This is a genomic window from Emticicia sp. TH156 (genome assembly GCF_002855535.1).
Classification (GTDB): domain Bacteria; phylum Bacteroidota; class Bacteroidia; order Cytophagales; family Spirosomataceae; genus Emticicia; species Emticicia fluvialis.
This window is the reverse complement of sequence record NZ_PKRS01000011.1, coordinates 68,317-81,140: the sequence shown is the minus strand read 5'-3', so window position 1 is coordinate 81,140 and position 12,824 is coordinate 68,317. Positions and strand designations below refer to the sequence as shown.

Annotated in this window: 15 protein-coding genes; 13 read left to right on the top strand and 2 right to left on the bottom strand. The window is 41.1% G+C overall.

Annotation, left to right across the window (positions count from 1 at the left end; all coding sequences use genetic code 11):
• Nucleotides 1–86: 86 nt before the first annotated feature.
• From C0V77_RS19350 to C0V77_RS19290, 12 genes are all read left to right on the top strand, one after another.
• The gene (locus tag C0V77_RS19350) at nt 87–926 is read left to right on the top strand and encodes a hypothetical protein (RefSeq protein ID WP_143706134.1); all 840 of its coding nucleotides are present in this window, start codon (nt 87–89) and stop codon (nt 924–926) included.
• A gap of 131 nt (nt 927–1,057) precedes the next feature.
• Nucleotides 1,058–1,882, top strand: a complete 825-nt coding sequence (locus C0V77_RS19345; protein WP_101728028.1) for a phosphosulfolactate synthase — start codon at nt 1,058–1,060, stop codon at nt 1,880–1,882.
• A gap of 47 nt (nt 1,883–1,929) precedes the next feature.
• Complete coding sequence (locus C0V77_RS19340) at nt 1,930–2,580, top strand: VTT domain-containing protein (RefSeq protein WP_101728027.1); 651 nt, start codon at nt 1,930–1,932, stop codon at nt 2,578–2,580.
• Nucleotides 2,577–3,314, top strand: coding sequence for a shikimate dehydrogenase (locus C0V77_RS19335; protein ID WP_101728026.1), 738 nt, complete (start codon nt 2,577–2,579; stop codon nt 3,312–3,314). The genes C0V77_RS19340 and C0V77_RS19335 overlap by 4 nt, the downstream gene beginning before the upstream one ends.
• Before the next feature lie 88 nt (nt 3,315–3,402).
• A complete protein-coding gene (locus C0V77_RS19330; RefSeq protein WP_101728025.1) occupies nt 3,403–3,831 on the top strand; it encodes a hypothetical protein in 429 nt (142 codons plus the stop codon).
• A gap of 83 nt (nt 3,832–3,914) precedes the next feature.
• Complete coding sequence (locus C0V77_RS19325) at nt 3,915–4,232, top strand: ferredoxin (protein WP_101728024.1); 318 nt, start codon at nt 3,915–3,917, stop codon at nt 4,230–4,232.
• Nucleotides 4,233–4,241: 9 nt separating this feature from the next.
• On the top strand, nt 4,242–4,934 hold the full coding sequence (locus tag C0V77_RS19320) for a YjjG family noncanonical pyrimidine nucleotidase (RefSeq protein ID WP_101728023.1): 693 nt from the start codon (nt 4,242–4,244) through the stop codon (nt 4,932–4,934).
• A 998-nt stretch (nt 4,935–5,932) separates the two neighbouring features.
• Nucleotides 5,933–6,538 (top strand): RNA polymerase sigma factor, encoded by a 606-nt coding sequence (locus tag C0V77_RS19310; RefSeq protein WP_101728021.1) that lies wholly within the window; start codon nt 5,933–5,935, stop codon nt 6,536–6,538.
• Nucleotides 6,507–6,743 (top strand): hypothetical protein, encoded by a 237-nt coding sequence (locus C0V77_RS19305; protein WP_229236330.1) that lies wholly within the window; start codon nt 6,507–6,509, stop codon nt 6,741–6,743. The genes C0V77_RS19310 and C0V77_RS19305 overlap by 32 nt, the downstream gene beginning before the upstream one ends.
• A gap of 115 nt (nt 6,744–6,858) precedes the next feature.
• Nucleotides 6,859–7,884: a 3-dehydroquinate synthase gene (aroB, locus tag C0V77_RS19300; RefSeq protein WP_101728019.1), complete on the top strand. Its 1,026-nt coding sequence runs from the start codon at nt 6,859–6,861 to the stop codon at nt 7,882–7,884.
• A 214-nt stretch (nt 7,885–8,098) separates the two neighbouring features.
• Nucleotides 8,099–8,659: a DUF4136 domain-containing protein gene (locus C0V77_RS19295; RefSeq protein ID WP_101728018.1), complete on the top strand. Its 561-nt coding sequence runs from the start codon at nt 8,099–8,101 to the stop codon at nt 8,657–8,659.
• 126 nt (nt 8,660–8,785) lie between these two features.
• A complete protein-coding gene (locus C0V77_RS19290; RefSeq protein ID WP_101728017.1) occupies nt 8,786–9,145 on the top strand; it encodes an arsenate reductase in 360 nt (119 codons plus the stop codon).
• Here the strand turns inward: C0V77_RS19290 and C0V77_RS19285 are convergent.
• Entirely contained in the window at nt 9,129–10,610 is a 1,482-nt protein-coding gene (locus tag C0V77_RS19285) for a PLP-dependent aminotransferase family protein (protein ID WP_101728016.1), read from the bottom strand. The two genes, C0V77_RS19290 and C0V77_RS19285, sit on opposite strands and share 17 nt — an antisense overlap.
• A 91-nt stretch (nt 10,611–10,701) precedes the next feature.
• Between C0V77_RS19285 and C0V77_RS19280 the strand changes: the two genes are divergently transcribed.
• The gene (locus tag C0V77_RS19280; protein ID WP_101728015.1) at nt 10,702–11,346 is read left to right on the top strand and encodes a pyridoxamine 5'-phosphate oxidase family protein; all 645 of its coding nucleotides are present in this window, start codon (nt 10,702–10,704) and stop codon (nt 11,344–11,346) included.
• 66 nt (nt 11,347–11,412) lie between these two features.
• On the opposite strand, the gene C0V77_RS19275 is transcribed toward C0V77_RS19280, so the two are convergent.
• On the bottom strand, nt 11,413–12,765 hold the full coding sequence (locus C0V77_RS19275; RefSeq protein WP_101728014.1) for a sigma-54 dependent transcriptional regulator: 1,353 nt from the start codon (nt 12,763–12,765) through the stop codon (nt 11,413–11,415).
• Between the last annotated feature and the right edge of the window lie 59 nt (nt 12,766–12,824).

Sequence of the window (12,824 nt, the reverse complement as noted above, 5' to 3'; positions counted from 1 at the left end):
TCACTAATTTTGAATCTGAAATGTTTCTTATGAAATGTTTCCCGTATGCTTATTCCTGATAATCCTTAACCATTTAGCTTTCTTATATGTCGGCCATTAAATTACCCGGGTGGAGAGTTTTCAGACGCTCTCTCATTCCTTTACCCGCTTGTCTGTTCGGTGCCTACATCATGTATCATCATGGAGTATCAATAGTTTTCTGGCTTACCAATCTTTCGGCTACCATTTTGGGTATTATTATAACTTTGTTTATCCAAAGCCGGCAAAAGACTTTTCCCGCCCGCAACCTTAATTTGGCAGCTGGTTTATCTGTTGGTTTTCTTTTGCTTACCTTTTTCAATAAAGATATGTTTGGCGTGCACCGATGGGTTTTTGTAGGGGGCCTGAATCTGAATGCCGGTCTGATAACCTGCCCGGTTTTTCTGATGCTGATTGTAAGGCAGGGGAGTAGTCTCAGGCCTTTGGTTTTATTTACGATAGTAACTGTTATTTTGCTTATGCAGCCAGACGCATCGCAGGTTTCAGCATTTTCAATTGCGGCAATGCTTCTGTTGTGGAGCCGTTGCAAACTCCCATTGCACAAGGTATTATTAATATTGTTTGTATCTGCTGCCAACCTTTATACATGGCTGAACCTGGACGGCCTTGCCCCGGTGGATTACGTAGAGCGGATTGTTTATATGGCTGGCCATATCAGTAAATTCTTACAGTATGTAGCAATTGTATTACTGGCGTTATTAGCCGCACCTTTTTTTGTGCAGGGTACCGGTAACAATAGCTTGTTGTCTTTTTCATTAGGCGTGTATTTTTCTATCACCCTGCTATCTGCATTTATTGGCAATTTCCCGGTTATTATAATGGGGTATGGGTTATCTCCGGTTATCGGTTACTTTATTGGTCTCAACCAGCTTTTGTCTAAGAAATAATGGGTGTGCCTCATATTCAGATTTTGTGAGTTTTTGGTGTGGTCATTGCCATTTTATTTACTGCCACATCTATACAAAGTAAGTGCTATTATCTAAAAATTATTACATTTGCAAAAAAGTTGAGACATAGAATGAATTATAACCTAAGTCAAGTTCCCAAACGTACAGGCAAGCCCCGTGAGTCAGGTTTAACAATGGTGATGGATAAAGGCTTGAGCATCAGAGAAGTAGAAGATATGCTTTCTATTTCGGCACCACACATTGATATTGTAAAGCTGGGCTGGGCCACTTCATACGTAACACCTAATCTGAAAGATAAATTAAAAGCTTATAAAGACGCCGGAATACCGGTTTATTTTGGCGGTACATTATTTGAAGCTTTTGTTGTGCGAGACCAGTTTGAAGACTACCTGAGGGTATTGGATGAATTTGGTCTTGAACATTGCGAGGTATCAGACGGCTCTATTGAAATAGCACATGATGAAAAGTGCGAATATATTACGCGGCTGGCTAAACGTGCCAAGGTGCTGTCTGAGGTAGGCTCTAAAGATGCTGAAAAGATATTTGCCCCCTACAAATGGATTGAAATGATGCAGGCTGAACTGGACGCAGGCGCCTGGAAGGTAATTGGCGAGGCGCGTGAGGGCGGCAACGTGGGTTTGTTCCGTAGCAGTGGTGAGGTTCGTCAGGGGCTTGTAGATGAGATTATTCATGCCATACCGGCCGAGAAAATAATTTGGGAGGCACCTCAGAAATCGCAACAGGTGTACTTTGTAAAACTGGTAGGGCCTAATGTAAATGTGGGTAACATTGCTCCGAACGAGGTTATACCTTTGGAAACCATACGTTTAGGGCTAAGAGGAGATACTTTCGGTAATTTCCTGACCGAAAAAACCAAAAAACGTTTCAAACTGGGTAAATATAGCAGCGACCGCCGTATTACTCAGGACGAATAATATTCTTAAAACACTTACCCTTCATCTTAGTAAAGCACTCCACATTTATGGAAATTATACACTTTCTGATTGACTTACTCAAAGACCCTCTTTTTACCTTGCAGGGTTTTCTTGATAAATACGATACCCTTACCTACGGCATATTGTTTCTGATAGTTTTTGTTGAAACCGGTCTTATTATTATGCCTCTGCTGCCCGGCGACTCATTACTTTTTGCAGCCGGTTTGCTTGCTTCATCGACAGGGAAACTGGACGTTACCCTCATCATTCCGCTTTTAATTCTGGCGGCTTTATTGGGCGACAACGTTAATTACCTGGTTGGTAAAAACTTCAGCAACTATATCAAGTCCAGAGATAAAATCCTTTTTCTGAAACGCTCATATATTACCCAAACCGAAGAGTTTTACGAAAAACATGGTGGCAGAACCGTAATTCTGGCCCGCTTTATGCCAATTGTGCGTACCATAGCCCCTTTTGTGGCCGGTGCCGGAAGCATGAAGTACCCAAAATACATTATGTTCTGTATTCTGGGGGCTATTTTATGGGTAACTTCTATTACGTTGCTGGGTTATTTCTTAGGCTCAAACCAATGGGTAAAACTGAATTTTGAAAAAGTAGTTTTAGGCATAGTTTTCGTTTCTATTGCCCCTATGATATGGGCAATTATTAAAGCTAAATTCTTCAGTAAGGCCAAATGAATATCTACGGACTGATAGGGTATCCGCTGGGGCATTCTTTCTCGAAGAAGTATTTCACCGGAAAGTTTGAGCAAATGGGTTTGGCTGATAGTCATGCCTACGAGCTGTTTGAACTACCCGAGATTGAGCAATTTCCGGAAATAATCAGTAATACACCTGGCCTCAAAGGGCTTAACGTTACAATTCCGCACAAACAGGCTGTGACGCCTTTTTTGGACGGATTGGATGCCTCTGCCCTTAAAGTTGGTGCCGTAAACGTTATTAAAATTGCCTCAGATGGCAAACTGATAGGCTTCAATTCTGACTATTACGGTTTCAAAACCTCTCTGGAAGAGTTTATTCCGGTCAATACTGCATTAAAAGCCCTGGTTTTGGGTAATGGCGGAGCTGCCAAAGCAGTAATAGTTGCATTGAATGATTTATCGATTCCTTTCAGGATAGTTTCGAGAACAAAAACCGATGATACCATTAGTTATGATGATTTAAAGTCTGAAATTGATAATTATCAGCTTATAATCAATTGTTCTCCGGTAGGTACCTATCCCAAGTCTGATGTATGCCCGGATATACCCTATGAAAGGTTAACGGCTAACCATTACCTCTATGACCTGGTTTATAACCCCGTTCAGACGTTGTTTCTGCAAAAAGGTGAGGAGCAAGGAGCAAAAACCCACAATGGGTTAGAAATGCTTCATCTGCAAGCTGAAAAAGCATGGGAAATCTGGAATTCATAAAATACGGCCTGCTATGCAACTCTTTAAAGGTAAAGTGCATCTTGCCGGTAAGAAATGTATTGTTTAATAAATAAACTTAGCGCACCTTATGAAAACGAGACTATCTTTTCTATTTATTTTCTTTTTTTGTCTGGTTGTTTCAGGCTTTGCTGCTCCGGTTGATCTGGAGTATAAAGAAACCTCTGTTAATGACGAGTTTGCCAAAGTTGATAAACTTGAAAAGTTTCTGGCAGACCACCCTGAAGCAACACTTGAAACGGTAAAGAAAAATCACCCTGAATTGCTGGAGGGTTATCAATTGGTTACAACTACTGAAACTAACCTTTTAACGCCGCAGGAAATGCCCATTGCAGGTGGTTTCTGGTGGGGTTGTTGCTTAGGAATTGTAGGCCTTGGGTTGGTATATTTTATAACAGATAATGACCACGACGAAGTACGAAAAGCCCTTTGGGGTTGTGTAATATCTACTATCTTTTGGGGGCTGGGTGGTTTATGGGACCCATTCGGCTGGTTCTGATAATAGAATGAACATATATAAATAGCATGAGACGCCACAAAGTTTTTGTACCTTTGTGGCGTCTTTATTTATAACCATATTTTATGAAGTTTAAGAAACACGTATTTATTTGTACCAACGACAAGGAAGCACCGAAGAAATCGTGCGGCAGTGTACATGGCATGGAGCTTGTTGAAGCCTTTAAGGCATCTCTTAAAGAGAAGGGATTACAGCTTGATATCAGAGCACAGAAATCCGGATGTCTGGATGCCTGCGCCTTTGGGCCATCAATGGTGGTCTATCCTGAAGGGGTTTGGTATGGCAATGTTCAGTTGTCTGACGTAGAAGAAATTGTAGAAAGTCACCTGGTAAATAACCAGCCTGTTGAGCGCCTTGCGCTCAAGTTTCCCGCAAGAGCTTAATATTTGGCCATGTATAAGCACCTCTTTTTTGACCTTGACCACACCCTGTGGGACTTTGAGAAGAACTCAAGGGAGTCATTGGCTGAGTTATATGAAAGTTTCGGTTTGCATTCCTGGAATATTGCCGGTCTTGGTGTTTTTCAGGCCGAATTTTCAGTAGTTAACCGCCGCTATTGGGCCATGCTGGAGTCTAACCAGATAACGCATGAAGAACTGCGCCGTAGACGGTTCAGAGACACACTGGTTAATCTGGGCGTTGAGGCTGACGAAAAACTTGGTTTGGAACTGAACGAGGCCTTTCTTGAATTACTGCCACAAAAATCGCATTTGATTGAGGGTACGCTAGACGTACTCGATTTCCTTGCACCCAATTATGAAATACATATTATCAGTAATGGCTGGCAGGATGTACAGGCAAAGAAAATAAAAAGCTCAAAGATAGAACATTATTTCCGCGAAGTAATTACTAACGAAAGAGCCGAAGCCCGCAAGCCCGATAAAAAGATTTTTGACTACGCAGTAAATGTAACCAAAGCCCGACTTGATGAAAGCCTGATGATTGGTGATAATTATGAAGCCGACATTCTGGGTGCTATCAATGCCCAAATGGATTCGGTCTTTTATAATCCGGATGGTATGAAGACTGACCAGAAGCCCACTTTTAATATTAAGCGGCTGGTAGAGCTTAAAGGGATATTGTAAACAAAGAGCCTTTTAATGAAGGCTCTTTGTGCACTAAAGTTTCGGCTTAAAATATACTACGTAAGCCATACCGCAAATGATTCCAATAAGCAAGGATACTAACCACCTTGTTGCTATTTTTTTATCTTTTTGCAAATAGCTATATAGGTAATTGAATCCTATTATGGCAATTCCCAAAATACAAATGGCGACTTTTAATTGGTATCTCAACTGTTGATTTTTCGCTAAAATATCAGCGAAAATAAAAGTTAAAGGATATAGAACTGAAAATACCCTCGAATTTGTCAGTTTATAAATGCCTGCTATATTCTTCATAGAATTCTACCTATAGATTAAGTCTTATTTGAGAAGAGCCGAATAGATGGCTTACCAGAATTACTAAAAAATATCTTTTGAGCCAATTATTTAAAGTGTAAATTATTTAGCGGTATGGTGTTAATTACATGCCATCAAAGACTCTGTTTCATAAAATACACCTGGGGCATAGGGTATATTAGAATAATACAATTATGGTTTTTACCTGAAAAAACATTAGTTTATCAAGATGCATTATCGAGTTGTTAATGCAGGTTATTTGCAGATAAAGATTTTTTTCTGTGTGATTTGTTAATTTTAAAAAAAATACGAGCGCATTACTGGTTAAATATTAGAGAGAGCAAGTATTTTGTTGAGGAATAGCCACCCGAAAGGTCGGGTGCCATGACGGAAAAAAATATGTAATATTATGCCTGCATAATGTATTGATTTTCAGTTTTTTATTAAAAAACGATTAAACAAAATGCTACATACATTTTTTTTCTTTTTATTTTGCGTATAACGATAAACCCAGAATAACATTTGGTTTGTTAACATTTTGTTAACTAAAATTTTGTGCCAAACCCTTGACAGAAATTGATTTTATTGTCTATCTTTAACCATTCAAAAAAAATCTTCTAAATTAAAAACCAGAATATACAATATGATTTGAACCTCTACGTTAACTAAATTGAAATACAGAAATGGGAAAAATCCAAGTTAGCGATAGTGAGCTAGTATCATTGTATATCCGCGGTAACGAAAAGGCTTTTGCGACACTTGTACAACGCTATAAGTCTAAAGTCTATACTACCATTTACCTTGTTGTTAAAGATCAGTATGTAGCAGAAGATTTGCTACAAGATACCTTCATAAAAGCTGTAGAAGTATTGCGTGAAGGTAAGTATAACGAAGAAGGCAAGTTTCTTCCATGGGTATTAAGAATAGCTCACAATTTGGCAATTGACTTTTTCCGGAGAGAGAAACGTTACCCTAGCGTAGTGTTTGAAGACGGAAGCAGTGTATTTAATACACTTGAGTTTGCGGAAGACTCTATCGAATCGATGCAAATCAAACGGGAGTCTCACGAGCATCTGAGAGATCTGATAAAACGTCTTCCTGACCAGCAGCGAGAAGTGCTTGTGATGCGTCATTATGACGACATGAGTTTTCAGGAAATTGCAGATGCTACTGGCGTAAGTATCAACACGGCGTTAGGCAGAATGCGTTATGCTCTCATCAACCTTAGAAAAATGATGAGTAAAACAGCATATGCTTATGATACAAACCTTTACCAATACGCAAAATGATGTAATTCGCTATTTGTATAACGAGACATCAGGTCAGGAAAACGCACTGATTGAAGACGCCATGCTTCATGACCCGGAGTTGCTTGACTTCTATCTTGATTGTGCAGATATTAAACTAGGATTAGACCAGATCCAACTTTCGCCCTCTGATAAAGCTATTGACAACATATTGAATTTCTCACGGAATTATGAGCCCAAAATTTAATTTTGGGCTTTTTGTTTTGTCTTAGCCAGAGTTTAAAACCCGAAATGTAAGTTTGGCATCTGGTAATTCTTTAAATGATTCCTTACCTTTGGTTCTTTAACGAACGAAAGGTAAAATGTCTGTTATTATATCTCCTATTTCCGAAAGCCTGAAAAATTATCTGGCGCAGAAAGACTATTCTAAAATTGTTGTTCTGACCGATACTAACACCAGAAAATACTGCTACACTTTAGTAAAAGATTTACTGCCAAAACATACGCTCATAACCGTAAAAAACGGAGAAGAGCATAAAAATCTGGCTACTTGTGAAGAAATCTGGTCGGCCATGACCGATGCCGAGCTTGACCGCCATGCCCTGATGATAAACCTGGGCGGAGGCGTAATAGGCGACATGGGTGGCTTTTGTGCTGCCACCTATAAAAGAGGCATAGATTTTATTCAGATTCCAACCACACTTCTGGCGCAGGTTGATGCCAGTGTAGGTGGAAAACTCGGAATTGATTTCAAGGGCCTGAAAAACCACCTTGGCGTTTTTACGCTTCCTAAAGCCGTGTTGATAGACCCGGTGTTTCTGGATACGCTTTCTGAACGGGAAAAGCGCTCAGGTTTTGCCGAGATTATTAAGCACTGCCTCATTCAGGATGGTGAAAAATGGAACGAAATCAGAAAAAAAGACCTTGAGCAGCAAGACCTGCGAGACCTGATTGCGCACTCGGTTGAAATCAAGAAAAAGGTAGTTGAACAAGACCCCACAGAGAAAGGCCTGCGGAAAATTCTGAACTTCGGGCATACGCTTGGGCATGCCATTGAGACCTATTTTTTAGATAAAGGCAAAAAAAAACTGCTTCATGGCGAAGCCATTGCAACCGGAATGCTCTGCGAGTCGTATATAGCTTTTGAAAGAAAATTGATTGACGAGCAAACATTGGCCCGCATAGAAGAGTTTATATTTTCGGTTTATGGAAAAATAGCCATGAAAACCGAAGACTTCGGGGCTATAATAGAGCATACCCTTCAGGACAAAAAAAATAAGGGTAAAGAAATACGTTTCTCATTAATTAATGGTGCGGGTAGCTGTCTTTACGATATCGCAGTGTCAAAAAACGAAATGAAAAAAGCCCTGGAGTATTACGTTAAGTGATGGAGGAGGTTAACAATAAAACCTGAAAACGGGCAGGAGAAAAAGTCGATTTACGGATAGATACCAGTAAAATATCACCCTTAAGCATATCTTGACTTTTAACAAAACTATAGATAAATTTGATGAGTATCCGCTCGGCAGATTTGTGAGGTTGTTATTAAGTTTTTTGTTTATAAGCTTTATTTAACTGAAATTAATCTAATCTGTATGTCGTATGAAAAAACTGTATTTGCTCTCTGCTCTTCTTGTTTTAGGTATTGCCTCTACCAGCTGTAATTCGCTCAGATTATTGGTTGACAATGATTACAGTTATGAGACTGACTTTACCAAATACAAGACCTACAACTTTTTAAACTGCGAAGTCGACACCTCCTTTATCTGTACTGAAATTCAGGATGCTATTCGCAGGCAAATGAAAGCCAGGGGATATAAAGTAACCGACAACGACCCGGGCTTATTGGTTAGCTACAGCATTATCCGTGACCGTGTGGATTATAAAGGGTATTTTCAACCGTCATTAGATCGCTGGGTGAACCATTTTGATGATGATGAAACTTACAAAACACAGAATTTGCATTTTGGCGGAGGCATGATACTGGTTTCTTTGTTGGATGCCGAAAGCAGCAGGTTAATCTGGCGGGGATACGCTTCGGGCGTTTTTAATAAAAAAGTTAACAAACCGGTTAACTATTACAGAAGTGTGGTGCGTAATATTTTTGACCAGTATCCGCTTTTTGCAGCTGGCGAAAAACCCCGAAAAATTGAAGACCTTTAGTGCTGCGTAGTGCGTTTTTTTTATTGCCTGCTAACCCGGGGCCAATACTTTTTTAGTAATTTTGTATCGAGAATTTTATACACAAAATGAGGAATGTGACACGTTCCTCATTTTTAATTTATCATTATGCTAACGGTTTACGGAATCCCCAATTGCGATACAATTAAAAAAACACTGAACTGGCTGAAAGCCAACCAGATTGAGTTTCAGTTTCATGATTACAGAAAAGAGGGTATTAGTGAAGAAAAACTGAATGACTGGCTTGCACAAGTACCCTTAGAAAAGCTGTTCAATAAAGCCAGCACTACTTTTAAAGAATTGCCTGACGAGGTTAAACCAACCGTTGGAGACCCCGCTGTGGCGGTTCAGCTAATGCAGGAAAAAACTTCAGTTATTAAAAGACCTGTTGTAGAAAAAGACGGTAAGGTGCTGGCCGTAGGTTTTAAGCCAGACCAGTACAAAGCTATTTTTACCCCAGAGGCTTAAAAGAGCCTATAACTTTTTTCAGGATTCTGACGGCATCCTCTGTTTCTTTCTGATTCATGCCTGCAAAGCCCATTCTGCAGGCATTTATATCCGGTTTTTCGTCGGCATAGGTTTGGCCGTTTGCCAGATATAAGCCGTATGAAGCAACTTTTTCAGATAGTGTGCCAAGTGGTATATCCTGCGCAAACTGCGCCCAGATGGCCATACCACCGTCAGGAATCCTGAATTGAATAACATCTCCCAGCGATTCTTTCAATAGGCTGCATGTAAAGTCTCGTCGTTCTCTGTACACTTTCAGGGCTTTAGTAGTATAACGTTTCAAATCTCCGTTCTCGAGCATATCTGCCAGGCATTCTTCAAGAATAGAATCATTCTGGCGGTCTATTACTCGTCTTAAGCGAGTCATTTCATCAATAATGGCTTCATGGGCGGCTACATAACCCACCCTGAAAGCAGGGGCAATCTTTTTGGTGAATGACCCCAGATATACAACCCAGCCGTATCTGTCTGCACTGGCAAGGGGTAATATAGGCGCATTGGCATAATGGTAGTCATAGTCGTAGTCATCTTCTAAAATAAAGAACTGATATTTTTCAGCCAGTGCCAATAGTTTTAGTCGCCGTTCGGGTTTTAGTGTTACCGTCGTAGGATGATAATGGTGCGAAGTAACATAAACCAGTTTTAATTTTTTAGTCAGACAAATATCCTCAATGGCTTCTACCTGTAAGCCTTCATCATCCACCGGTATAGTAGCCAGGTCGGCGCCCAATTGCCTGAAGGTATAATTGGTAGCCCTGTAATTCAACTCACCTACAATGGCTGTATCACCTTTTTGCAGCAAGGTTAAACCGGCCAGGTAAATACCCATCTGGCTACCGCGGGTAGTGATAATGTTTTCAGCATTGGCCTGTATTCCTCTGGTTTCGTTCAGGTATCTGGCAAAAATAGAGCGGAATCTGAGACTTCCCCTGGGGTTGGTATAAGTCATGGTGGCAGTGTTGGCATAGCGTATATGGTGTGCGTAGAGCTTTGCCCATTCTTCGCGTGGGGCCAGTCTTACGTCGGGTATTCCATCATTAAACGCCAGCCTATGGTTAATACTGGGGGGTAAAGGTATTGACCATTGTTTATTCAATCTGTTTTTGATAAGAACTCCCTGTTCTACCCTGCCCACCTCTGTTGAGAATTGCGTGGGTTGCAGCACCGGCAGTTTACCTGCTACGAAAGTCCCTCTTTGTGGTAAGGTTTCTACCCAGTTCTGCGACAACAGCTCCTCGTACGCAGCAATTACTGTTTTTCGATGTATTTGCAGTAACGCAGCCATTTGGCGGGTGCCGGGCAAAGGCGAGTTAGTGGGCAGAGTTCCTGCCTGAATTTGCTTGATGATGGCGTTGGCAATCTGAATATACAAGGGAATAGAATGCGACTTGTCTAAATTGATAAGGCTTTTAAATGGTGTTTTCAACTGGACTACCTGATTGTGTAAAGTTGGATGAGCTGACTAATCCAGTAAAGATATACATTTGCCTTATAAATCGCTATTATCATTAAATATTATGTATCCGATTACAAAAAATACCAAAATCAGCCGGTCTGCTAAAAGAGGGCTGTATGACCAGGAAACCATTTATAAGATTCTGGATGAAGGCCTGTTTTGCCATATTGCCTATGTACATGAGGGCCAACCTATGATGATACCAACAGGCTACTGCCGCATGGGTAATAAATTATATATTCATGGTTCGGTGGGTAGCCATTTCATGCGCAATATTGCCGACGGGCGTTGCGTTTGCCTGACCGTTTCTTTTCTGGACGGTCTGGTGCTGGCGCGTTCAGCTTTCAGCCATTCGGTCAATTACCGCTCTGTAGTGCTTTTTAGTGCGGCAACTCTGGTAACTGACGAGCAGGAGCGTTGGGATGCCCTGGAAGCATTTACCAATCAGGTGATACCTGGTCGGTGGGAAGAAGTAAGACAACCCAATACAAAAGAAATGAAAGCCACGATGGTTATTTCTTTTGTTATTGAAGAGGTATCGGCCAAGGTAAGAACCGGAAATCCGAATGACGATGAAGAAGATTTGGAATGGCCTGTATGGGCTGGTGTGCTGCCACTAAGCCAACAACCGCATACACCTATACCAGACCCAAAAATGGTGCAGGAAATACCCGTACCCCATTATGTGTTGAATTACAAGCGATAAACTGAAAGGCCGGCTTCAATCTGGTTAAGCCGGCCTTTCAGTTTATATTCAGGTAAAATCTGGGCATTAAATTCCGTATTTCTCTACTCGTCTATACAAGGCTTGCCGGGTAAGACCCATTTCGCGGGCGGCCTCGGTTATATTCCCATTAAATTTCTTCAGGGTTTTAATAATCAGCATTTTTTCCATTTCATCCAGTTGGAAAGTCTGCTCAAATGACGGCATCGAATCCTGCTGCTTTTCAAAAGGGTGGCCTTCAAAAAAGTCTTCAGGTTGCAGTACATTGCCCTGGCATAGTATTACAGCCCGTTCAATGGCATGTTGCAGCTCACGCACGTTGCCAGGCCATTGGTAGCGTTGCAGTTGTTTAACCAAAGCAGCGCTGATGCTGCTAACCGGGCGGTTATATTTTTTACGATAAATTTTAAGAAAATGTTCAGCCAGTGGCAGAATATCCTCCGTTCGTTCTCGTAAAGCCGGAAGTTTGATTTCAATGGTATTGATTCGGTAAAGTAAATCCTGCCTGAAAGTGCGCTGCGCCACGCGGGCATGAATTGGTTCGTTGGTTGCGCAGATAAGCCGTACATCAACGTTTTTTGATTTGTTTGAACCAACTTTGGTTACACTCCGGTTCTGCAATACCGTCAGTAGTTTGGCTTGTAAAGGTAAAGGTATATTGCCAATTTCGTCCAGAAATATCGTACCGCCGCTGGCTTCTTCAAAGCGTCCTACACGGTCTTCCCGCGCATCGGTAAAAGCCCCTTTTACATGACCAAACAACTCGCTCTCAAACAAAGACTCTGATATTGACCCCAGGTCGGCATGTACAAAAGGGCTGTCTGCCCTGTCCGATCTTTCATGTAATGCCCGTGCAATTACATCCTTTCCGGTTCCGTTTTCGCCCAGTATCAGAATATTGGCATCTGTAGCTGCCACACGCTCAATGGTCTCAAAAATTTTAAGCATGGCAGGGCTTTTGCCTATTATCTCAACTTTACCTTCGGCTTTGCGTTTTACAGTTGGGGTTTTACCTGTTCGGTGTTCTCTTATTTCCAGTGCCGACTGCATCGTGGCCAGTAATTTTTCGTTTTCCCAGGGTTTCAGCACAAAGTCAGACGCACCTACTTTAATGGCACGCACAGCCATTTCTACATCTCCGTATGCAGTAAATAACACAACAGAAGCCTTCGGGTCTATATCCAGGATACGATCGAGCCATTCAAAACCTTCTTTGCCGGTATTTACGTCTCGTGTGAAATTCATGTCCAGCAAAATAACATCGTAATCGCCGTTAGAAACCAGAAAAGGTATTCGCTCCGGATTTTTTTCAATATCAACTTGAGTAAAATGTCTTTTCAGGAATAATTTAGCAGCGCTTAGTACATCTACATCATCATCAATTATCAGTAGTTTAGACATAATTCGGGGTCAGATTAGAATATCAGGTAGTTTTATGCATTTTACGACAAAAATTATAC